This window comes from Pantoea anthophila, assembly GCF_006494375.1.
GTDB classification, from domain to species: Bacteria; Pseudomonadota; Gammaproteobacteria; order Enterobacterales; family Enterobacteriaceae; genus Pantoea; species Pantoea anthophila.
In genome coordinates, this window is the sequence record NZ_VHIZ01000038.1 from 23,441 (window position 1) to 45,521 (window position 22,081).

A 22,081-nucleotide genomic window follows, 5' to 3' on the forward strand; every position below is an offset into this window, starting at 1 on the left:
TTCTTGATGGTTCATGGAACGTTTCTGGACATGGGCCGGGTTCAATGAGCACAACTCATTACAGGAACCCGGCTATGACAGACTTCTTATCTGATGCTGCCCGCCAGATCTGGCGTCACCTCTTCTCTGTTCACCTCGTGGTGCCGTTCGTCTTTGTGCTGTCCGGGGTGCTGATCATGACCGGCTGCCGCGATAACAGTGCGGCCCCGCCGCCAGCTCCGCCCCGCCCGGTAAAAACCGTGACCGCGCCGCCGCCCGGCGGTGCGGCCTCTCTGCGGCTGACCGGTGAAATCCGGGCGCATGACGAAGTCACCCTGGCCTTCCGGCTCGACGGGCGGGTCGTCAGCCGCACGGCTGAACTGGGCGATCGGGTCAGTGCCGGGCAACCGCTGGCGGCGCTGGAAAACGATCAGACGCGTAACCAGCTGAGCAGCGCCCGGGCCGATCTCGACAGCGCCCGGGCTGCGGAGCGGGTCGCCGCGCTGAATCTGCATCGGATGCGGTTGCTGATGCCCGGCGGTGCTATCGCCCGCAGCCAGCTGGACAGTGCCCAGGCGGACTGGCAGAGCGCGCAGTCCCGCCGCCTCAGTAGCGAAGCGGCGCTGAAAAATGCTCAGGATAGCCTCAGCTGGACCCGGCTGACGGCCCCTGCTGCGGGCCGGATCACCGCTATCACGGTTCAGCCGGGTCAGGTGGTCAGCGCCGGACAAAGCGTAATGACGCTGGCCGCGGGGGATGCTCGCGATGCGGTGTTTGATCTGACCACCACCGAGCGGCTGCAGATCGCTGATCGCACACCGCTGAGGGTGACGCTGCTTGCTGCCCCCGGCACTGAGGCCAGCGGCACGGTCCGTGACATCAGTCCGCAGGCTGACCCGCAGACCCGCACCTGGCGGCTGCGTGTCACGCTGAATCAGCCGCCCGAGGCGATGGCGCCCGGTGCCACCGTTATGGTTACCCTGCCCGACTCGCAACCGCCGGTCATCGCCCTGCCCGCCAGCGCCCTGACGCGCTTAGCCGACCAGCCGGCGCTGCTGGTTGTGGATGCGGCTTCCCGTCTGCAGCTTCGCCCGGTGGTGCTGGCCCGCTTTGACGCTCAGCAGATCTTCGTCGCATCCGGTATTCAGCCGGGCGAGCGCATCGTTACCGCCGGCGTCGCCACCCTGCAGCCCGGCGAAAAAGTGTTGCCTGCGCAGGAGGAACCATGAAAAAACCGGCTGGCTTTAACCTCTCTGGCTGGGCGCTGGCGCATCAGCAGCTGGTTGTCTTTTTTATGCTGCTGGTGATGGCCGCGGGCGTGATGAGCTATGAACATCTGTCACGCAATGAAGATCCGGCGTTTACCATCAAAACCGCGGTGGTCTCTGCCCAATGGCCGGGCGCCGACGTTAACACCATGGTGCAGCTGGTGACAGACGTGCTGGAGCAGAAGGTGCAGGAACTCCCCTCTCTCGATACGGTGGAGAGTGAAACCCGCGCCGGGCAGACGGTCATCTATGTCAACCTGCGTGACGATACGCCGCCGTCTCAGGTCGCGGGCATCTGGTATCAGCTGCGCAAAAAGATGCAGGATGTGAGCACCTCTCTGCCGCAGGGCGTGCAGGGTCCGGCGGTGAACGACGAGTTTGATGACACCTTCGGCACGATTTATGGCTTCACGGCTGAGGGCTTTACCGCCCGTGAGCTGCGCGACCGCGTCGATAACCTGCGGCGCGCTCTGGCGACCCTGCCCGACATCGGCAAAACCCGGCTGCTGGGTGTGCAGGAGCAACAGGTGGTTATCGCCTTTTCTCCGCAAAAGCTCAATGGCATGGGTCTCGATTTGCAGCAGGTCAGCGACGCCATCAACGCGCAGAACGAGGTCGTTCCGGCGGGCAGCCTGCGCACCGACCGCGAGAATATTGCGCTGCGGGTCAGCGGCACCCTGACCTCCGTCGACAGCCTGCAGGCGATGACGCTGCATATCGGCGATCGCTTTATCCCGCTGACCGATCTCGCGACGATCAGCCTGCAACCCGCCGAACCGCCCGCCCCGACGTTCCGGGTCAATGGCGTGCCCGCTATCGGGCTGGCCGTCTCCATGGCCGCCAGCGGCAACCTGCTCGACTTTGGTCAGCAGCTGAATCATCGCATGCAGACGCTGGCTGGTCAGTTACCGCACGGCATCACCATGACCCGCGTTGCCGATCAGTCTGCGGTGGTAAAAACGGCGGTCAGCGGTTTTGTGCGAATCCTGGGCGAAGCCGTGGTGATTGTGTTAGCCGTGTCGTTTATCTCGCTGGGGCTGCGCGCCGGACTGGTGGTGGCGGCGGCGATCCCGCTGGTGCTGGCGATGACCTTTACCGGTATGTTGCTGGCCGGTATCGGGCTGCAACGCATCTCGCTGGGTGCGCTGATTATCGCACTGGGGCTGCTGGTGGATGACGCCATGATCACCGTCGAGGCGATGGTGGCCCGGCTGGAAGCGGGTGACAGTAAGTGGCAGGCCGCTACCTGGGCGTTTAAAACCACCGCCTTTCCGATGCTGACCGGCACGCTGGTCATGATCGCCGGCTTCATTCCGGTCGGGTTCGCCGCCTCCAGCGCCGGCGAGTACTGCTACTCGCTGTTTGTGGTCATCGCGCTGGCGCTGCTCTGCTCGTGGGTCGTCGCGGTGATCTTCTCTCCGCTTACCGGCTGCTGGCTGCTGTCGGCAAAACTGAATCATGCCGACCCGCGACCGGGCGTGCTGATGCGCGGCTATCACTGGCTGCTGGAAGTGATTCTGCGTCATCGGGGCGTGACGGTCAGCGCGGCGCTGGGGGTGCTGCTGGTCAGCCTGTACGCCACCACGTTTATGCAGGGTGAATTTTTCCCGGCGTCCGACCGCCCCGAACTGCTGGTCAGCCTCACGCTTCCCGCCAGTGCGACGCAGGCTGAAACCACGCGCCGGACCGCACAGCTGGAAGAGGTGCTGCGCCATGACCGCGATGTCGCCAGCTTCAGCAGCTACGCAGGGTCGGGCGCCATCCGTTTCTATCTGCCGATGGATGTGCTGCTGGAGAATGAAAACATCGCGCAGCTGGTGGTGGTCGCCAGAAACCTGTCGGTGCGCGACCGGTTGCAGCGCAGGCTGGAGAGCAGACTCGGTGAGAACTTCAGTGATATCACCACACGGGTCTCGCCGCTGGAGCTGGGACCGCCGGTTGGCTGGCCACTGAAATACCGCCTTACCGGACCGGATTATGGTCATGTCCGGCTGGCGGCATCCCGGCTGGCGGCGCTGATTGCCCGCTCACCGCTGACCCGCGAGGTCAATCTGACCGCCGGAGAACCGGAGCGTGTCATGACGCTGGCCGTCAATCAGACCGAAGCCCGCGCGGCCGGACTCTCCTCCGGGACGATAGCCCGTGCCCTGAATACGCTGATGTCCGGCAGCGTGGTGACGACACTGCGCGACCGCAACCGGCTGATTGATGTGGTGTTACGCGGCAATGACGCCGAGCGGCAGGATACGGCGACGCTGGCGGGTTTGATGATCACCAATGCCAGCGGTCAGAAGATCCCGCTGCGCCAGGTGGCGACCCTGAAGTGGGGCGTGGATGACCCGGTGATCTGGCGGCGTCAGCGGCTGCCCTACATCACGGTGCAGACGGATATCGCCCCCGGCCAGCGGGCGGAAGCGGTCTCCCAACAGCTGACACCGGCTATCGCCGCCCTGCGTGCTTCCCTGCCCGCCGGGTACACGATTGAGGAAGCGGGCACGGTAGCGGAGTCGGACAAGGGCAACAGTTCGGTCTTTGCCCTGCTGCCGATGACGCTCTGCGCCATGCTGGTCCTGCTGATGATTCAGCTGCAACGCTTTTCCGGCATGCTGCTTGCGCTGAGCATGGCCCCCTTCGGCCTGCCCGGCATCGTTTCCGCCATGCTGCCGACCGGCACCCCGCTGGGCTTTGTGGCGCTGCTGGGGATTATTGCACTGGCAGGTATCATCATCCGCAATGCGGTGATCATGATCAGTGAAGTGGATGCCAATGCCCGCGTCGGGCTGGCCGCCGGTGAGGCCATCCGCCAGGCAGCGCATCACCGCGCGCGGCCTATTCTGCTGACCGCCTGCGCCGCGATCCTCGGTATGATCCCCATCGCCCATCAGGTTTTCTGGGGACCGATGGCGCTGGCGATTATCGGGGGGCTGGTCAGCGGAACGCTGGTGACGCTCACCGTGCTGCCCGCCGCGTTAAGCCTGTTAATGCAGCGCCGGTCGCGCTGAAACGGTGTCAGGCGATCGCGCGGGATCGCCTGACATGCTCAGTTCATCACCTCCACCAGAATCAGCGGGCACTTTCTGACTTTACAGGCCTGGGTATAGGCCAGCGAACAGACCGAACAGAGGTCGCGCACGTCAGACTGGTACTCATACTCCATGAAATAGCGGAACTGGCCACCCGCCGAATCTGTTCTCCAGAATCGCTGCGGCTCCAGAATTTCATCCAGTTGCCTGAATGTCAGGGCTGACGGGTTGTGAAACCCGACTCTTACGCGGTATGTAGTCATGCCCCGATTATTAATATCCCGCCCACCGCTCGCCAGCTGGTTATTGTTTTCAGTTCAATAGCTGGCGCTTATCAACCCGCTTCGCCTGAAGCCGACTGTTCCGCCAGCAGCGACAGCAGGTGCAGCACCGCTTTCGAGGGGTGATGCCGCCGCCAGGCAAACGCCACGTCGGTGAACAGCGTGTTGTTTTCGATATCGCTGAAGCTGACGTCCGGGTTATCAACGCAGCGCATCGACTCCGGCACCAGCGCAATCCCGCACCCTGCCGCCACCATACCGAGTGACGTGGTGATCTGCGGCGCCTGCTGGAAGGTGTGGCGCGAAAACCCCGCCCGCAGACAGGCGGTGACAATCAGCTCATACAGGCTGGGCGAAACATCGCGCGGGAAAATCACCAGGGTTTCACTGGCCAGGGCCGATAAGGGCAGAACGGGTGTGCCGCTGAGAGGGTGGCAGCGCGGCAGCGCAATCAGCATCTTTTCGGTGGAGATGACGCGCAGATTAAACGCCTTGCTGCTTTCGCACGGCAGCCGGATAAAGGCGGCGTCCAGCAATCCCTCCTGCAAATCCTGCATCAGCAGGGACATGTTCTCTTCGCGCGTCAGCAGCTCCATCGCCGGATAACGCCCGGTAAAGCGGCGGATCAGGGTAAAGATATGAGGATTAAAGGCAACCGAGCTGGCAAATCCCAGTGACAGCTGGCCGCTGATCCCACGGGCGATCCCGCGCGCATTCTCCAGCGCCTGGTCGGCAAGTTGCACAATCTGCACGGCATCCGCCAGAAAAGCCTCGCCGGCCTCGGTGAGTTCCACCCCGCGCGTCAGCCGCTTCAGCAGGGGTGTGCCAATCTCCTGCTCCAGCCGCAATATCTGCTGACTCAGCGGCGGCTGCGATATCCCCAGCATTTCGGCGGCGCGGGTGAAGTGAAGCGTCTCGGCAACGGCAACAAAATAACGCAGGTGGCGCAGTTCCATATCAAAAACGTCTCAAAGTTAACAGGTTTCGCTATTGGATCTTACGACTGAATCGGTTCACCCTTAGGTTAACACGGCTTAACGGTTAACTTACGAGGCATCAAATGAGCAATTGTGTAACTGATTGTTCCTGTGAGGATCAACTAAAACGAACTGTCTTAACGCTTTCCCAGGATGCACCAGAAAGTGTTATCTATCAGACCTCTTTAATGAGTGCGCTACTGAGCGGCGTTTACGACGGGAACACGCGGATTGCCGATCTTCTGCGCAAAGGCGATTTTGGCCTGGGCACCTTTAACCGGCTGGATGGCGAGCTGATCGCCTTTGACAGTCAGGTTTACCAGCTGCACGCCGATGGCAGCGCCCATCCGGCCGATCCGGCGCAGAAAACCCCGTTTGCTGTCATGACCTTTTTCAAACCGCAATATCTGTTTGAGTTTGACCGGCCGATGTCGCGTGAGGCCATCCATCAGGTGATCGACAGCGAAATCACCTCCGACAACCAGTTCTGCGCGCTGCGGATCAGTGGCCGTTTCAGCCGGGTCGAGACCCGCACCGTGCCGTGCCAGTGTCGCCCCTATCGCTCCATGCCGGAAGTGCTGGGCGATCAGCCGACCTTTGCGTTCCGCCAGCGTGCGGGGGAACTGATCGGCTTCCGCACACCCCAGTACATGCAGGGGATTAACGTCGCGGGCTATCACGAACATTTTATTACCGACGATCGCGAAGGCGGTGGACACATTCTGGATTATGCGCTGGAACAGGGAACCCTGACCTTCGGTGCCATCAGCAAACTGGTCGTGGACTTGCCGCAGGACAGTGACTTTCTCAATGCCGACCTGAACCCCGCCAATCTTGACGCTGCCATCCGTGCGGTCGAAAGCTAATCAGAGGAATGACGATGAAAACTCCAACCGATACCACGCTCTGGACCTGTGGCGCTGACCTGGTGGTCGCGCAGCTTGAGGCGCAGGGCGTCCGCCACGTCTTTGGTATTCCCGGCGCCAAGATTGATAAGGTTTTTGACTCCCTGCTGGACTCCTCCATCCAGACGATTCCGGTTCGCCACGAGGCGAACGCGGCGTTCATGGCAGCAGCCGTAGGCCGCCTTACCGGCAATGCGGGAGTGGCGCTGGTCACCTCCGGACCGGGCTGTTCTAACCTGATCACCGGCATGGCTACCGCCACCAGCGAAGGGGACCCGGTGGTCGCCCTCGGCGGCCAGGTAAAACGCTCCGACAGCGCCAAACAGGTGCACCAGAGCATGGATACCGTCTCGATGTTCCGCCCGATCACCAAATATGCAGTTGAGGTCACCGATCCCTCCGCGCTCTCCGAGTGCCTGTCGAATGCGTTTCGTCACGCCGAACATGGCCGGGGCGGCGGCGCGTTTGTCAGCCTGCCGCAGGATATTGTCGACCAGCCTGTTACCGGCAAAGCACTGAGCAGCAAAGCGCGTCCCGTCCTGGGCGCAGCACCGGACGCGATGATCGATGCCGTGAGCCAGGCCATCGCCGGGGCTAAAAATCCGGTCATCCTGCTGGGACTGATGGCGAGTCAGCCCGAGAACAGCGAGGCGATCCACGATCTGCTGAGCCGCAGTCACATCCCGGTCACCAGTACCTATCAGGCCGCCGGTGCCATCCGCCAGGAGCACTTTTCACGCTTTGCCGGACGCGTCGGATTATTTAACAACCAGGCGGGCGATCGGCTGCTGCAACAGGCTGATCTGATCATCACCATCGGTTACAGCCCGGTGGAGTATGAACCGGCCATGTGGAACAGCGGCAACGCCACGCTGATTCACATCGACGTGATCCCCGCAGAGACCGACAACCGCTACCTGCCGGACGCCGAGCTGGTGGGCGATATCGCCGCCACGCTGCGTAAACTGGCGGCGCGCATCACCGCGCCGCTGCAGCTGACGCCGGAAGCCGCCACCATCCTCGATGACCGTCAGCAGCAGCGGAAACTGCTGGCGATGCAGGGTGCCAGCCTCAATCAGTTTGCCCTGCATCCGCTGCGCATCGTGCGTGCCATGCAGGACATCATTAACAGCGACGTCAGCCTCACGGTGGACATGGGCAGCTTCCACATCTGGATCGCCCGCTATCTCTACAGCTTCCGCGCCCGCCAGATCATGATCTCCAACGGTCAGCAGACCATGGGCGTCGCCCTGCCGTGGGCAATCGGGGCCTGGCTGGTCGACCCGCAGCGCAAAGTCGTTTCGGTCTCGGGCGATGGTGGCTTCCTGCAGTCCAGCATGGAGCTGGAGACCGCCGTCCGGCTGAAAGCCAACATTCTGCACATCGTCTGGGTCGACAACGCCTACAACATGGTGGCGATGCAGGAAGAGAAAAAATATCACCGCGTCTCGGGCGTTAACTTTGGCCCGGTCGATTTCAAAGCCTATGCCGAAGCGTTTGGCGCAGCAGGCTTTGCGGTGACCAGCGCGGCAGAACTGGAGCCGACGCTGCGTAAAGCGATGGATGTTCAGGGACCTGCGGTAGTGGCTGTCCCGGTGGATTACGCCGATAACCCGCTGCTGATGGGCCAGCTGCATCTGAGCCAGCTTCTTTAATTTCATGCAAAAAGGAAATCACGATGAAAAACAGAGTGGCATTTGTAACCGGCGCAGGCCAGGGCATTGGTGAAGCGATTGCCCTGCGTCTGGCGAAAGATGGACTGGCGGTCGCGGTGGCGGACTTTAATCAGGACACCGCCCGTCAGGTGGCGGAGAAGATTACTCAGCAGGGCGGTAAAGCGATCGCGCTGAAAGTAGATGTGTCGCAGCGCGATCAGGTGATGGCGGCAGTTGAGGAGGCGCGTCGTGCGCTGGGGGGCTTCGACGTCATCGTCAACAACGCCGGTATTGCCCCCTCGACGCCGATTGCGGAGATTACCGAAGAGGTGGTCGACAAGGTTTACAACGTCAACGTCAAAGGCGTGATCTGGGGTATGCAGGCGGCGATAAAGGCTTTTGCGGCTGAAGGGCACGGCGGCAAAATTATCAACGCCTGCTCTCAGGCCGGACACGTCGGCAACCCGGAGCTGGCTGTCTACAGCTCCAGTAAATTTGCCGTGCGGGGCCTGACACAAACCGCCGCGCGCGACCTGGCCGCGGCCGGCATTACGGTCAACGCCTTCTGTCCCGGCATCGTCAGGACGCCAATGTGGGAAGCGATCGATCGGCAGATATCGGAAGCGGCCGGAAAACCCGCCGGTTACGGCACGGAAGCGTTCGCCAGACGTATTACGCTGGGACGTCTCTCTGAGCCGGAAGATGTGGCGGCCTGTGTGGCCTACCTTGCCAGCCCCGACTCCGACTACATGACCGGCCAGTCCCTGCTGATCGACGGCGGCATGGTCTTTAACTGATCCCCCTGCCTGCTGCGCCAGCGCGCAGCAGCTGTTTTTCCTGCCCGGCTTCACCCTTAAATATTTTTTATCTGAAAAGCGGTTAACCATCAGCAGGTTGCCCGCCTGGCCGCGCCCCTGCTGGTTTTTTGTCACTGCAGAGGTTAAAGCTGCTTATCACCCTGCCGATAAATCAAAGACTCCTCTCCCTGTTCGAAGCGACCATGTTAACAATCAACCATAACGACACCGCCGCGATAGCGAACAAAACGCGGTACGGCACTGACTCTGTTCTGGGACGAACGGTTGAACGACTTTCATCAGGGATGCGGATTAACAGTGCTAAAGATGACGCGGCGGGCCAGGCCATTGCCAACCGCATGACGGCCAATGTGAATGCCGATGCGGTTGTTGCGCGCGGCCTCAATGACGCGATCAGCTACTCCCAGACGGCAGGCGGCGGCCTGGACACCATCGCCAATCTGCTCATTCAGGCCCGCACGCTCTCCGTGCAGGCGGCGAACGGCACGCTCTCTGATGCGGATCGGCAGAGCGTTAACGCCCAGTATCAGCAGATTCTGGCCGGCATTGATGAAGTGGCCGATCACACTGAGATTTTTGGCCGTTACCCGCTGGCGACCGATAAACCCGATCTTCCGCCCGCGAAGCTGGGCAACGTTGATCCCATCAACACCAAATTTCCGGTTTCGGGCAGGAATTACTCCTTCAGCTCCGGGGTGATCCCGCTGGCCTATATTCCGGCAGGCGCGACGTCGATTACCATCACCATCGACTCGCTGGGTCAGGATGATGACCTTCAGCTGTTTACCCGCGACGGTAAGCATCTGGTCGGCACGCCGCTGGAAGGCAGCGCGCCCGACTACACCTGGACCAGCAAGGGGATAACCGATGCGGCGACCGCAAAATCGCGCCTGCTGACCAGCAGTAACGGCTTTGACAGCAACGCGGCCTATGACAGCTCCTCCTTACTGGAGGGGGGATCGAGCTGGGCGCTGGCGGGCAGTAACAGCGGCAGCTACAACGGCATGAACATCACCTACAGCGGTGACGGCGATCGCTATGAAGATGCCACCAGCGGCGATTTCAACAACGGCACCATTACCGGCAACCGGCTGGAGCGCATTACGCTGGATACCGTCAGCGAAGATCTGATTGTGGTGGTGGTCGGCAACGGTTCTTTCACCAGCAATCTGACCTGGGGGATCCTGCCTGAGCCGAAAGGGATGCCCGCCATACCGCCGCATAAGAGTCAGCCGATGGAGGTGATTACCAGTGCGGATTATGGTCAGCCGGTGCAGTCGGACTCGATTCCGGCCACGCCCTCGGACACCAAAACGCTGAAGCTGAATAACACCACGCTGCTGACCAGCGGTGACATCTCCGTCACCATGAAGGCGCTGGATTCAGCCCTGGAGAAGATCAGCAGCTACCAGTCGCTCTATGGCGCGAAGATTAACCGCTACGAGTCGAACCGGAATGTGCTGTCGCAGCAGGGTGTGGATACCGCCACCGCCCGCAGCCGTATTCAGGATGCTGACTACGCGGAAGAAGCGAGCCAGCTGGCACGCAGCCAGATTATTCAGCAGGGGCAGACCGCCGTCAGCAAAATGGCCAACAAAACGCCTGAGACCATTATCCAGTTGCTGAATAATTAAAGCCCATTAGGCTGAGCGCTCGCGCTCAGCCGCTTCCCCTTGATGGCTTTTCGCCGCTGCATCAGCCCCCGTCTGGCCCGCAATTCCCTCTGACGCCCCCCTATCGTTTGATCTCAGTCACACAATCTCGTTTAACATTCGTTTAAAGATGATCCCGATCACCCTTCCCTGTTAAAGAAATGCTAAAACCTGATAACAATTTAATATCATCTTTCCGATCAGGGTTAATTAAAACAACAGGTTAATCGTTACCACGCTAAGCAATTTCCTGAATTTTCCTGACTGAACGCCACCTTTTCATTACTTTTACGCCATTGTGAGGGCTGTTATTTTGCTGACGATACTGGGTTTTTCCATGGTTGTTTGCTTCATGTATCTCATCATGACCAAACGCATGTCAGCCTTAATTGCGCTGATCCTGATACCAACCATTTTTGCGCTGATTGGCGGTTTTTATGCGGGACTGGGCGAAATGATGCTGGATGGCGTCAAAAAGCTGGCCCCCACCGGTGTCATGCTGACCTTCTCCATTCTCTATTTTGGTCTGATGATCGACGCCGGCCTGTTTGACCCGCTGGTCCGTTTTATTCTCCGGCTGGTGCGCGGCGATCCGCTTAAAGTGCTGGTCGGCACCGCCGTGCTGACGCTGCTGGTTTCACTGGATGGTGACAGCTCCACCACCTACATGATCGCCATCGCGGCTTTCCTGCCCCTCTATCACCGGCTGGGGATGAACGTGCTGATGATGACCTGTCTGGTCAACCTCGCCAGCGGCATCATGAACCTCTCGCCCTGGGGTGGCCCGACCGCCCGCGCCGCCGCCGCCCTGCGCATTGACGCCCTCGACATCTTTATCCCGATGCTGCCCGCCATGCTGCTGGCCTGCGTCAGCCTGGTCGCGATGGCTATGCTGTTTGGCCTGCGTGAGCGCAAGCGTTTAGGCGTCATGACGCTGAAAGATCACCATCTCGACAACATCGAGCTGGGGCTGGGCGATGCCGATGAGTGCGCCGCCAACCGCCGTCCTAAGATGTTCTGGCCCAACTTCATTCTGACCACCGTGCTGCTGGTGCTGCTGGTGGTCGGGTTAATGCCGATTCAGATCCTGTTTATGCTGGCGTTTGCGATTGCCGTGATGCTCAACTATCCGAGCCTGGAGGAGCAGAAAGCGCGCATCAGCTCTCATGCCGGTAACGTACTGGCTGTGACCGCGCTGATTTTTGCCGCCGGTATCTTCACCGGTATTCTCTCCGGCACCGGCATGGTGGATGCTATGGCGAAGAGCCTGCTGGCGGTGATCCCGCACAGCTTCGGACCTTATCTGGCCGTCTTCACCGCGCTGGTCAGTCTGCCGTTCACCTTCTTTATGTCGAATGATGCCTTTTACTTCGGCATTCTGCCGGTCATCGCACAGACGGCGGCCAGCTACGGTATTACCGCAGAGGAGATCGCCCGCGCCTCTATCGTCGGTCAGCCTTTCCATCTGCTGAGTCCGCTGGTGCCATCGGTCTATCTGCTGGTGGGTCTGGCAAAAGTCGATATCGGCGACCACCAGCGCTTTGCGATTAAATGGGGAATTCTGGTCAGTCTGGTGCTGATGGCGGGCGGTCTGCTCACCGGCGCTTTCCCGTTCTTCCATCGTTAACTCTGCTTTCTGGCGGATAACCGGCAATTTTGCCCGGTTATCCGCTTCACCGCTCCGCCTACTGTTACAACCCTCTCTACACTCTAAAGCCAGGCTGATCTGCTGCGTGCCGGAGACGAGCCGAAGCACCTCAGCCATTCTGCCGATGATTGCGATGGAGGCCCGATGAAAATTCACCACCTGAACTGTGGCTGTATGTGCCCGCTGGGCGGGGCATTTTATGATGGATTCAGCAAAGGCATCAAAGCGCATCTGGTCTGTCACTGCCTGCTGATTGAGACGGACCGCGACGGGCTGGTGCTGGTCGACACCGGCTTTGGCCGCCAGGATATCCACGCGCCGGGCAGCCGCCTGTCCGGCTTTTTCCGCGCGCTGAACAATATTCAGCGTCGCGATGAACTGACCGCCCTGTCACAGGTCAGGGCGCTGGGCTTCCGGGCTGAGGATGTGCGGCATATTATTCTGACCCACCTCGATTTTGACCATGCGGGCGGACTGACCGATTTTCCGCAGGCGCGTATCCACCTGCTACAGCAGGAGGTGGACACGGCCCATCAGCGTCATAGCTGGCTGTCGCGGGAGCGTTACCGTCCCGGACAATGGGGTGGGATCAGCCACTGGGAGACCTATCAGCCGCAGGGCGAAACGTGGTTTGGTTTTGAAGCGGTTAATCGCCTGCGGGATTTACCGCCGGAGATTCTGCTGGTGCCGCTGGCGGGCCACACGCCGGGTCACGCGGGCATCGCCATTCAGCAGCCTGACGGCTGGCTGCTGCACGGGGGCGATGCGTGGTTCTATCGGGGCGAAATGCGCCAGCAGACGCGCCACTGCACGCCTGGACTGCGTTTTTACCAGTGGATGATGGCGATAGATAACGGTGCCAGACGACACAACCAGCAACGCCTGCGGGAGCTCTCCTGTCAGCGCGGCAGCGAGATCACCTTTTTCTGCAGTCACGACGCACGTGAGCTGGAGGCCCTGCAGGTTAATGCGCCGCGGTTCAGCCAGAGTGCCCGGCCCGATTAATCCGGATCGCCCGCTCGCTTTTGCAGCTGGGCTGACAGCCACGGAGCGGTCAGACTCTCTGATGACTGACTGACCGTCTCCGGTGAGCCGGATGAAACAATCCGGCCCCCCTTATCGCCCGAACCCGGTCCCAGATCGATCACCCAGTCCGACTCCGCCACAATTCGCATATTATGTTCTGCCATGATGACCGTATGGCCGCGCTTAACCAGCTCGTCCAGCACCCGCAGCAGCTTATCCATATCCGCCGGATGCAATCCGGTCGAAGGTTCATCGAGCAGATAGAGCGTGGCGGTGCGCTGGACCCGCTGCAGTTCCCAGGCGAGCTTGATACGCTGACACTCTCCGCCGGAAAGTTCTGTGGCGGGCTGCCCAAGCCGGAGGTATCCCAGCCCCAGCGCCGTCAGTGCCGACAGCGAACGCTGAATCCCTTCGTTGCCGCTAAAGACCGCCGTTGCCTCGTCTACCGTGAGATCGAGCACATCCGCAATCGTCAGGTTGTTCCACCTTACCTCCAGCGTCCCGGGGTTGTAGCGGCTGCCCGCGCAGACGGAGCAGGTGGCCGTGGCGCTGGGCATGAACAGCAGCTCAATGGAGATCTGCCCCTGCCCCTCACACGCAGGACAGCGCCCGGCAGGCAGATTGAATGAGAACCGCCCGGCGTCGAAGCCTTTTGCCTTCGCTTCGGGGGTATCGGCAAACAATCGGCGAATGATGTCGAAAAAGCCGGTATAGGTGGCCAGGTTGGAGCGTGGCGTCCGTCCGATAGGACGCTGATCGATTCTGATGAGCCGGCCGAAGGCGTCGCTTCCGCTGACCACGCGTCCCTTCACATCGGGCACCAGATCCTCGTCCTCCCCCTCCTCGCTGTCGGACTCTTTATCCGCATGACCGAGCATTTCAGGCAGCACGCGATTCAGCAGCGTCGATTTCCCTGAGCCTGACACCCCGGTGATGGCCGTCATTCTCGCCAGCGGAAGGGCGATATCCATCCCGGCAATATTGTTGCAGTCGATCGCTTCCAGCCTGAGCCAGTTTTCCGGCGACTGCCGCTGGCGCAGTCCGGTGTAGCGTCGGGAGAAGAGATAGCCTGAGGTGGGCGATTCAACCTCTTTGACCCCCGCCGGGACGCCGTTGTACACGATCGCCCCGCCGTAACCGCCCGGACCGGGTCCGATCTCTATCAGCCAGTCCGCTTCCGCGATGAGGTCAGTGTTATGTTCCACGACTATCAGCGAGTTGCCTGCGCGAACCAGCCTTTTCAGGGAGGCAAGCAGCGCTTTCACATCTTCAGGATGCAGCCCGGCGGACGGCTCATCCAGCACGTACAGCACGCCAAACAGGCGCGAAATCATCTGGGTTGCCAGACGGACGCGCTGCAGCTCGCCGGAGGAGAGTAGCGTGGTGCGACGCCCCGGCGCGAGATGTCCCAGGCCCAGCGCGTCAAGCTGCTCAAGCCGCATACAGATGTCTGCCGCCATCCGGATGACCGCCTCACGCAGCGCCGGCTCTTCTGGCAGATCGGGAGAGGCGCCACGGGCATAGGGACGAAAGCGTTCCGCCAGCGCGGAAACCGTCAGCTCGCTCAGGCTGGCTATGTCATACCCGGCAAATGTCACGGAGAGCGCATCGCGGTTGAGTCGTTTACCGTGGCACTCAGAACAGGGCGTGACCGCCACAAAGCGCGCCAGCCGTTTTCTGACCGATTCGCTGCCGCCCGAATAGCTCTGCAACACGATTTTTGCGGCGCTGGTGTAAGTGCCGGTGTACCCCGGTTCCACGCCTGCCGCTATCGCCTTCTCGCGCTGCTCAGCGTTGAGACCTTCGTAGATGGGCACCGACGGCTGCTCCTCGGTCAGCAGTATCCACTGCCGGTCACGCTCAGACAGAGTGTGCCACGGCGCATCGATATCGTAGCCGAGCGTGTCAAGGATGCTTCGCAGATTCTTGTTGTGCCAGCCCCTGGGCCAGGCGGCGATAGCCCCCTGCCGGATGCTCAGTGAGCTATCCGGCACCAGCGCCTCAGTTCTGACAGTGTGAACCTTTCCCAGCCCCTGGCAGTGGGGACAGGCACCCTTTGGGTTGTTCGGTGAAAAATAGTCGGCCGTCATAAAAGGAACACCGTCCGGTCTGGTGCCCGCACGGGAATAGAGCAGACGCAGCGTGACGGCGATCCGGGTGAGGCTGCCGACCGTCGATCGCTCCTGCGCGCCCGCCCGGCTCTGCTGCAGGGCCACCGCAGGCGGAAGTCCGTCAATGTTATCGACATCCGGCGCCGCAGCCTGATCGATCAGACGGCGGGCGTGAGGTGAAACCGACTCGATAAACCGGCGCTGCGCTTCCGCATAGATCGTATCAAAGGCGAGGGACGATTTACCGGAGCCGGAAACCCCGGTGAACACCACCATGGCGTTACGGGGAAAACGCAGCGACACCTCTTTAAGGTTATGGGTGCGCGCGCCCTGCACGGAGATACAGGGATCGATCTCCCCCTCTTCAGCGCGGTATGTCTCGGTAAAGCGGTGTTCTGTCATGATGTCCCTGCCTGGTGAAATGCGGCCGACTGATGATCGCCTGCGATGAATGGCCGAAAACTGCAGCGGCTAATCTGGCGGACGCACTGGCCCGCTTCTGAAAAACATCAGCAAGGGTAGTCAGGGAACCGGGATTTAACAATTTATGGGGTGGAGTAACGCCTTGAATCGGCAAGGGGGCACACGTTCAGAGGGGGGGCCGGAGGAACATGGCCTTCTGTAGTCAGCCGGGAAAGGGGCAGAGACGCCCCCCTTCCGGCCCTCACAGCATCACGGTTTTTTAAACTTGTCTTCGACTTTCTCTTTCGCTTCCGCGATTTTGTCCCCGGCCTTGTCCATCAGCCCCTCTTTGTGATCGGGATGGTCTGGCGTCAGCGAGCGGTGATCCTGCTCTGCGCGGGCCTGTCGCGTGCCTTCCAGCAGGGGATCGGTCGCTGTGCCCTGGCCGCTGACCGGTGCGGCGCGGGTGTGATCGGCCCTGGCATGGTCGATGTCGACTTCCTGACGGCGCACCGAGTCATTGATGGTCTCCACCCGGTCGCTCTCCTCTTTACGTAGCACCACCTCTTCGATGATTTGCGCGGTCTTATTAACCACCGGCTGCTCGTGCGACTCCTCCACTTCCACCGTTTTTTCTGACCAGTCGACATTATCGGGCGAACCCGCTTCGTTCACCGGGCGGCGGAAGATTTCGGCGTGCTGCTCATGCAGCGAGACATTTTCAGACACCCGATCGGTGACCGTATAGCGACGGACGCGGGTCGAGCCTTCGCTGACCAGTCGCTTACCCACTTCCAGTCGCTCTTCAGCCAGACGCAGCACATCCTCATCACTCTCATCACCGGTCAGCGCGGTGCGGGTCGTGCCGCGCTCACTGTTCAGCGGATTGACCGTCTCGTTACCCGGTAACGTTCCGCTGGCTGGCGGCGTCAGGCTACTGTTAACCGTAGCGTCACCGGGAACGGCGGCGGTACGCTCCGTCAGCTCTTCATGGGCATCAAGAATGCCCAGCGCGCGCGGCAGCTCATCTTCATCAGCGCGCAGCGACAGCACCACCCCGCCGGTACGCATCGCATCTTCATACACTTCGGCCTGATCTTCCTCCAGCGTGTTGCCGAACAGGCGTTGCCAGAAGCCAGGGTGGCGGGCCTCATGACCTTCTGTCCGCAGTCGTTCGCCGGAGATGATATCGATATCATCATCCAGGAATCCCGCTTTAATCAGGTTACGTTTTGCCCCCTCTGCCAGTGAGAGATTGCTGAACATTGTTACGATTGTTTCACGCGCCATGTTGTGTTCCTCGCTGATGGATTCGGATGACTCTGTATGAGGGGATCGGGTCAGGTGAGCGTGCTGTCTGCGCAGGGTCACGACCTGTTCTGTCGCCGCCTCGCTGACGACCGTGCGGATGTGCCACTCCTCTTTCAGCACCAGATGACGAACGATCTCGACTTCCTCTTCCACAATCGGGATGATCAGAACGCCATTTTCCTCACGGATCGCCGGCATCGCCGCCAGCCTTTCCGATTTGGGAATGCGCTCTATCGCCGCCGTCTGCTGCCGGAGCATCAGCGCCATCGTCTGCTGATGCTCAGTGACCTGCCGGGTTACCCTGACAACGCCGTCACTGATACGCTGTTTCGACACCTCTGCCGTTTCTTCAGCAAGGCTTATCACCTGCTCGTTATCCGCTGACCCTGATTTTTCAGGAGGCTGATTGTTCATGGTTAACCTGCCTGTCATACAGAGCGATCATTTGTACTTCCCCTGGCCTTGAGCATAAGTCACTGCTTTTCGGTTAGTTAAAGCCTGGCACAAAGATGGACAAAAGAAAGGAAAAAGCAGATAAACGCAGCCATATGAGGATAACGTGGCGCTAAAATCGCATAAACGAGGCGGCAGATAAAAAAAGGTTCTTACTGTGTCTGACAGTCAGATTGCAGTTTTAGCCTGCTCAAAAAAAGGGCCAGCCCTTTTTCAGGCTGGCCCGGGAAACAGAGACGTCTGCGTTCAGGGATTGAGCCACTGACACGCCTTCAGCTCGCCGTCGGGAGAATAGCGAAACAGGGCGCGCTGATTGTCGTTACGCTGTAACTGGTAGCCCTCCAGTGCGGTGACCTGCAGGATCACCACGCCGAAGTGCGGCTCGCCAGACTCTGCGGCGTGCACAGCGGGCATCTTATTCGCCGGTGTCGGTGTCTCGCCCGGCGGCCCGCCCTGATAGGTCTGCCGGGTGTGCTGAGGTAATGCCTGCCAGGCCTGCCGGGCGATATCACTTCCCGCCGCATAACAGCTGACCCGGCCCGCCAGTCGCAGCTGCAGGCGGCGTTGCAGACAATAACCCAGAACTGTGACCGCCGGATTGGCCGCCATCTCCTGCCACTTCGGGCTGCGGACATCAGTGTGAAAAGTCAGCATCCGGCGGGGAGTGCGACTCTGGCGCAGGACCAGCGTGCGCGCCTGGGGGCGCTGCTCAGCGTCAACAGTACAGAGTGCCAGATAACGAAATGCGTCCTGTGGATCGGCGGCGGCCGCCTCCAGCGCTGCCCAGGCGGTTGCTTCAAACTGTGTCAAATCCATCGGGGTTTCTCTCGTCAGGGTCAGGGGTTAAGCCAGACGGCTCTGCTCAAGCGTAGCAACGAAGTGACCAGATGGCCTGCCATCGCGGGAGGTAAACTGGCCCCCTTCGCCGATCCGGCCGTCACTGAACGGGTCAGGGAGGGAGAAAATGCGTGCCGCATGTTCTGTTTCTGCGTCTCTGTGTTATTTTTGCGCTATCCCTGAGATCGCGAAAAGCGTTACGCCATGGAGGCGGCTATGTTGTCTGAAATGCGTTCGCCACGTCTGACCTACCGGCCGCTCAACCCTGAGGACTGGCCCTTCTATCTGGCAGTCAGTCAGGACAGATCGGTGATGAAATATATCTGTGACCCGCGCAGCGCCAAAGAGATAAGAACCCGCTCTTTTGATGTTCGCCTGCCTGAATGGGAAAAGGGCTGCCAGCACTGGCTCTGCCTGGTGATGGAGGAAAAAACCAGCGGGCTGCCCGCAGGTTTCTGCGGGTTTATCGATCGTGGAGACGGCATTGCCGAGTTCGGTTTTATTGTTGCCGCTCATGCGCAGGGAAAAGGCTACGGCCGCGAATCACTGCATACCACCATCAGGCTCTGCTTTGAGCAGCTGGATTACCGCCGTCTGGTCGCCACGGTGACGGCGGGTAATGCAGCCTCACGCCGCACCCTGCTCTCGGCGGGTTTCGTTCAGGAGGGGACACTGCGGCAGAATTTCTTTCTGGACGGCGCGTGGCAGGATGACTGGATCTTCGGCCTGCTGAAACAGGAGTACCGGCCCTGAGGCCGGGAGAGGCCGTAGATGACTCTCCCCCGCCTCAGTGACGCGCGATCAGCGCAGGGCGGCCCCTGAACCGGCTGCGATGGCCGCGGCAGGCGGAGAAGGCGTTTCTGCGCAGAGCATCGCTTCAAAATCGGCCGGACTCAGCGGCTGGCACAGCCCGTTCCCCTGCATAATGTCGCATCCTGCCGTCGTCACAAACGCGATTTGCTCTTTTTCCTCGACCCCTTCGGCGGCGACCCGGATACCCAGACTTTTACCGAGCCCGGCGATAGCCCGGAACATCATACGCACCCGCATACTGGACCCCAGCTCGCGCGTCAGTGACTTATCGATTTTAAAGCCCGACACAAAGCTGTAGCGCAACAGGTTGATCGCGCCCAGCGTCCGTCCGAAATGGTCGATAATGAATGAAGCGCCGGTCTGGCGGATAGCTTCAACCTGCACCGGCATATCCTGCACCAGCACCGTCAGCAGGGGCTCATCCACTTCCAGCTCGACAAAACCGGCATCGCCACCGGCACTCTCGCGGATCACCTTCTCCAGGCTGTTGCCCACCAGCTGGCGCGGAAACAGATTGATGCTTACGCGAAGATGAGGCGCGCGCACCTGCCACTGCCGGACCTGATCCAGCGCCGTCCGGATAATCCACTCCCCCAGCGTGACGGAAAGCGGGCTCTTCACCAGCATGGCGATGAAATCAGCCGGCAACAGCAGGCCGCGCGTCGGATGCTGCCAGCGCACCAGCGTCTCACAGCCGGTGAGCTTGCCGCTTTCGACGTCGTAGCGGGGCTGATAGTAGAGCGTGAACTGCTGCTGCCGCACCGCGGACTCCAGTTCACGTTCAAAACGACGGCGCTGCTGCTCCGCTTCACGAAAGGCGGGCCTGAACAGGATGCTGCAGCCTTTGCCCGACGCTTTGGCACGATAGAGCGCCAGGTCGGCGGCGGACATGACTGCAGAGGGATCCCGGCCGTGCTCCGGGTAGGAGGCGATACCGGTGCTGGCGCCGACCACAACCGGTGAGTCGTGATAGCTGAACGGCGTCTGAACGGCGGCAATCAGCTTCTCTGCCGTCAGCGCCGCTTCCGCGCAGCCCCCCGTCAGCAGGATGACAAATTCATCACCGCCCAGGCGCGCCGCCGTCACCGCACCGGTGCACACGGCACGAATCTGTTCGGCAACGTGACACAGCAGCGCATCCCCGGCCGCGTGGCCCAGGGTATCGTTTACTTCCTTAAAGCCATCGAGATCGGTCATCAGTAACGTATAGGGGATCTCCGCTTTAGTGAGCTGAGCGACCTGATCCATAAACGCGCTGCGGCTGGCGAGGCGCGTCAGCATATCGAGAGAGGCCAGCTCACAAAGCCGTGCCTCACTTTCATAACGGGCCGTGACGTCGCGGATAATCATGCCCACCAGCCGCTCTCCCCCTTCACGCCAGCCGGAGAAAGAGACCTCAGCCGGAAATTCGCGTCCGTTACGCGTCAGTCCCCAGATCTGCAGAGAGCGCGGACGCGAGATCGCCGATTCATCGGAGGTAATCCGGGCCAGCTCATTACGGTAGTCGGTCTGGCAGCGCGCCGGGATCAGCTCACTGACGAACTGACCGCGCATCTCCTCTGCGCTGTAGCCGAACAGTGCGGTGGCGGCAGGGTTCCAGAAAGTGATGCCGCGCTGCAGATCCGTGCAGATAATGGCGTCAGGCGAGGTAGAGGAGATCGCCTCCAGCCGCTGCTGACTGGTATAGCGCAGTAATTTAAGCCGGTGCATCTCCATGCGATCCATCACCAGCGCGGCAATATCGCTGAGATGCTGCCGATCTTCTGGGGTCAGCGGCGCGCGGGGACGGGTATCGGTCAGGCAGACCGTGCCGATGTGATGACCATCCGGCGTGGAGAGCGGAATACCGGCATAAAAGCGGATATAGGGATAGCCGTGCACCAGCGGGCTGTCGCAGAAGCGCGGATCCTGCAGGGTATCCGGCACACAGAGTATCCGCCCCTGCGTTAAGGTGTGATGGCAGAACGCGACGTTGCGTGACGTACCCGTAATGTTCAGTCCGTAACGGGAAGCGAAGAACTGCCGCTTTTCATCAATAAGGGAAACAAACGCGACGGGCACCTGAAACAGTCGGGCGGCAAGCGTAGTCAGACGATCCAGCGCATCGTTTGGCGGTGAATCCATCATCTGGTACTGCCTGAGTGCATCGAGGCGCGCCGCCTCGGCATCATGATAAACGGGACGTTTCAGGATCACTTCCTCTGCGGATCGGTACTGTGGACGGCATGACACAGCATAAAGAGGACACGTTCAATCAGACAGGCCAGGCAGCATACGCTGCTGACCCGCTGCCGGAAGAAAGGCCCGTCAGTAAAATCTGGCGCAGCCGATGGCTGCGCTTCGCTTAATCTGTTTATCGGCCTGCCATATTCTAACTTCAGAGAAAACAGCGGCTGAAAACCCTATTTTTTCTGTTTTGCTACCAGCTCAAAGTGCGGATGCTCCCCGGCCAGCAGCATCAGCAATTCATATTCCCCCTGACTGAGCCGCGCAGGATTTTTTGACGCCTCCTTGGTCTGCCAGACACGCTGGCTGAGGTCGAAACGCTCTGCGGCGATCTCCTGAGAAAACCCGGCGGCAAGGCGGAGCTCACGTACGTTGCACTGCACGGCGACAGGCCGCTGTAAAATCTGATTTCCCATATGAAACTCCCGGCTTAGGGTGGCCGTATAGAGGGCAGGACGCCATCACACGCCTGACCAAAGCATAAATTCTGGTTATGTTTTAATCGCCCGGCACAGCAGGCCGTCCTGTGAAATCAGTGAATGCAGCGTGCGATGATTAAATAAGGCAAATTATCTTTCTGACGATGCCTGAATAATAAGCACATCGATAAAAGAATAACCGACAGGATGAGTTGCAGACTCATCCTGCGATTATTGCCGCACGCTCTGCCCTTAAAAAATAAGGTGTCAGAGCGCG

Annotated in this window: 16 protein-coding genes; 9 read left to right on the forward strand and 7 right to left on the reverse strand. The window is 60.4% G+C overall.

Annotated features, from left to right (window positions below; genetic code table 11):
* The first annotated feature begins 74 nt into the window (after positions 1-74).
* Positions 75-1,208: an efflux RND transporter periplasmic adaptor subunit gene (locus FJW00_RS09150; protein ID WP_140923750.1), complete on the forward strand. Its 1,134-nt coding sequence runs from the start codon at positions 75-77 to the stop codon at positions 1,206-1,208.
* On the forward strand, positions 1,205-4,249 hold the full coding sequence (locus FJW00_RS09155; RefSeq protein ID WP_140923752.1) for an efflux RND transporter permease subunit: 3,045 nt from the start codon (positions 1,205-1,207) through the stop codon (positions 4,247-4,249). Before FJW00_RS09150 ends, FJW00_RS09155 begins: the two co-directional genes overlap by 4 nt.
* 38 nt (positions 4,250-4,287) lie before the next feature.
* Here FJW00_RS09155 and FJW00_RS09160 read toward each other — a convergent pair whose 3' ends face one another.
* Complete coding sequence (locus FJW00_RS09160; RefSeq protein ID WP_033736884.1) at positions 4,288-4,533, reverse strand: hypothetical protein; 246 nt, start codon at positions 4,531-4,533, stop codon at positions 4,288-4,290.
* Positions 4,534-4,604: 71 nt separating this feature from the next.
* Positions 4,605-5,507 carry a LysR family transcriptional regulator gene (locus FJW00_RS09165; protein WP_058957545.1) on the reverse strand — a complete coding sequence of 301 codons (903 nt, stop codon included), beginning with the start codon at positions 5,505-5,507 and terminating at the stop codon, positions 4,605-4,607.
* Positions 5,508-5,611: 104 nt separating this feature from the next.
* Between FJW00_RS09165 and budA the strand changes: the two genes are divergently transcribed.
* The 6 genes from budA (at position 5,612) to FJW00_RS09195 (ending at position 13,211) form a co-directional block, all read left to right on the forward strand.
* Entirely contained in the window at positions 5,612-6,394 is a 783-nt protein-coding gene (gene budA / locus FJW00_RS09170; protein WP_009093211.1) for an acetolactate decarboxylase, read from the forward strand.
* Positions 6,395-6,408: 14 nt separating this feature from the next.
* A complete protein-coding gene (gene alsS, locus FJW00_RS09175; RefSeq protein ID WP_009093213.1) occupies positions 6,409-8,088 on the forward strand; it encodes an acetolactate synthase AlsS in 1,680 nt (559 codons plus the stop codon).
* A gap of 23 nt (positions 8,089-8,111) precedes the next feature.
* Complete coding sequence (locus FJW00_RS09180; protein WP_058957546.1) at positions 8,112-8,885, forward strand: (S)-acetoin forming diacetyl reductase; 774 nt, start codon at positions 8,112-8,114, stop codon at positions 8,883-8,885.
* A 203-nt stretch (positions 8,886-9,088) separates the two neighbouring features.
* Positions 9,089-10,540, forward strand: a complete 1,452-nt coding sequence (locus FJW00_RS09185; protein ID WP_140923754.1) for a flagellin N-terminal helical domain-containing protein — start codon at positions 9,089-9,091, stop codon at positions 10,538-10,540.
* 331 nt (positions 10,541-10,871) lie between these two features.
* Entirely contained in the window at positions 10,872-12,185 is a 1,314-nt protein-coding gene (locus tag FJW00_RS09190; protein ID WP_009093217.1) for a CitMHS family transporter, read from the forward strand.
* A 165-nt stretch (positions 12,186-12,350) separates the two neighbouring features.
* Complete coding sequence (locus FJW00_RS09195; RefSeq protein ID WP_140923756.1) at positions 12,351-13,211, forward strand: MBL fold metallo-hydrolase; 861 nt, start codon at positions 12,351-12,353, stop codon at positions 13,209-13,211.
* Here FJW00_RS09195 and FJW00_RS09200 read toward each other — a convergent pair.
* The 3 genes from FJW00_RS09200 to FJW00_RS09210 all read right to left on the reverse strand — a co-directional run bounded on the left by FJW00_RS09200 (position 13,208) and on the right by FJW00_RS09210 (position 18,325).
* A complete protein-coding gene (locus FJW00_RS09200; RefSeq protein ID WP_140923758.1) occupies positions 13,208-15,745 on the reverse strand; it encodes an excinuclease ABC subunit UvrA in 2,538 nt (845 codons plus the stop codon). The genes FJW00_RS09195 and FJW00_RS09200 overlap by 4 nt on opposite strands.
* Positions 15,746-16,015: 270 nt before the next feature.
* On the reverse strand, positions 16,016-17,488 hold the full coding sequence (locus FJW00_RS09205) for a YsnF/AvaK domain-containing protein (RefSeq protein ID WP_258317029.1): 1,473 nt from the start codon (positions 17,486-17,488) through the stop codon (positions 16,016-16,018).
* A gap of 267 nt (positions 17,489-17,755) precedes the next feature.
* Positions 17,756-18,325, reverse strand: a complete 570-nt coding sequence (locus FJW00_RS09210) for a pyridoxamine 5'-phosphate oxidase family protein (protein WP_140923760.1) — start codon at positions 18,323-18,325, stop codon at positions 17,756-17,758.
* 237 nt (positions 18,326-18,562) lie between these two features.
* Between FJW00_RS09210 and FJW00_RS09215 the strand changes: the two genes are divergently transcribed.
* Positions 18,563-19,099, forward strand: a complete 537-nt coding sequence (locus tag FJW00_RS09215) for a GNAT family N-acetyltransferase (RefSeq protein ID WP_140923762.1) — start codon at positions 18,563-18,565, stop codon at positions 19,097-19,099.
* A 48-nt stretch (positions 19,100-19,147) separates the two neighbouring features.
* Here FJW00_RS09215 and FJW00_RS09220 read toward each other — a convergent pair whose 3' ends face one another.
* Both FJW00_RS09220 and FJW00_RS09230 read right to left on the reverse strand, forming a co-directional pair.
* Positions 19,148-21,283, reverse strand: coding sequence for a sensor domain-containing phosphodiesterase (locus FJW00_RS09220; protein ID WP_140923882.1), 2,136 nt, complete (start codon positions 21,281-21,283; stop codon positions 19,148-19,150).
* A 278-nt stretch (positions 21,284-21,561) separates the two neighbouring features.
* Positions 21,562-21,801, reverse strand: coding sequence for a hypothetical protein (locus FJW00_RS09230; RefSeq protein ID WP_009093224.1), 240 nt, complete (start codon positions 21,799-21,801; stop codon positions 21,562-21,564).
* Positions 21,802-22,081: the final 280 nt, after the last annotated feature.

Coding starts and splice junctions, on each gene's coding strand:
- FJW00_RS09150 (WP_140923750.1), top strand. CDS start 75: ATGACAGACTTCTTATCTGATGCTGCCCGCCAGATCTGGCGTCACCTC.
- FJW00_RS09155 (WP_140923752.1), top strand. CDS start 1,205: ATGAAAAAACCGGCTGGCTTTAACCTCTCTGGCTGGGCGCTGGCGCAT.
- FJW00_RS09160 (WP_033736884.1), bottom strand. CDS start 4,533: ATGACTACATACCGCGTAAGAGTCGGGTTTCACAACCCGTCAGCCCTG.
- FJW00_RS09165 (WP_058957545.1), bottom strand. CDS start 5,507: ATGGAACTGCGCCACCTGCGTTATTTTGTTGCCGTTGCCGAGACGCTT.
- budA (WP_009093211.1), top strand. CDS start 5,612: ATGAGCAATTGTGTAACTGATTGTTCCTGTGAGGATCAACTAAAACGA.
- alsS (WP_009093213.1), top strand. CDS start 6,409: ATGAAAACTCCAACCGATACCACGCTCTGGACCTGTGGCGCTGACCTG.
- FJW00_RS09180 (WP_058957546.1), top strand. CDS start 8,112: ATGAAAAACAGAGTGGCATTTGTAACCGGCGCAGGCCAGGGCATTGGT.
- FJW00_RS09185 (WP_140923754.1), top strand. CDS start 9,089: ATGTTAACAATCAACCATAACGACACCGCCGCGATAGCGAACAAAACG.
- FJW00_RS09195 (WP_140923756.1), top strand. CDS start 12,351: ATGAAAATTCACCACCTGAACTGTGGCTGTATGTGCCCGCTGGGCGGG.
- FJW00_RS09200 (WP_140923758.1), bottom strand. CDS start 15,745: ATGACAGAACACCGCTTTACCGAGACATACCGCGCTGAAGAGGGGGAG.
- FJW00_RS09205 (WP_258317029.1), bottom strand. CDS start 17,488: ATGACAGGCAGGTTAACCATGAACAATCAGCCTCCTGAAAAATCAGGG.
- FJW00_RS09210 (WP_140923760.1), bottom strand. CDS start 18,325: ATGGATTTGACACAGTTTGAAGCAACCGCCTGGGCAGCGCTGGAGGCG.
- FJW00_RS09215 (WP_140923762.1), top strand. CDS start 18,563: ATGTTGTCTGAAATGCGTTCGCCACGTCTGACCTACCGGCCGCTCAAC.
- FJW00_RS09220 (WP_140923882.1), bottom strand. CDS start 21,283: ATGGATTCACCGCCAAACGATGCGCTGGATCGTCTGACTACGCTTGCC.
- FJW00_RS09230 (WP_009093224.1), bottom strand. CDS start 21,801: ATGGGAAATCAGATTTTACAGCGGCCTGTCGCCGTGCAGTGCAACGTA.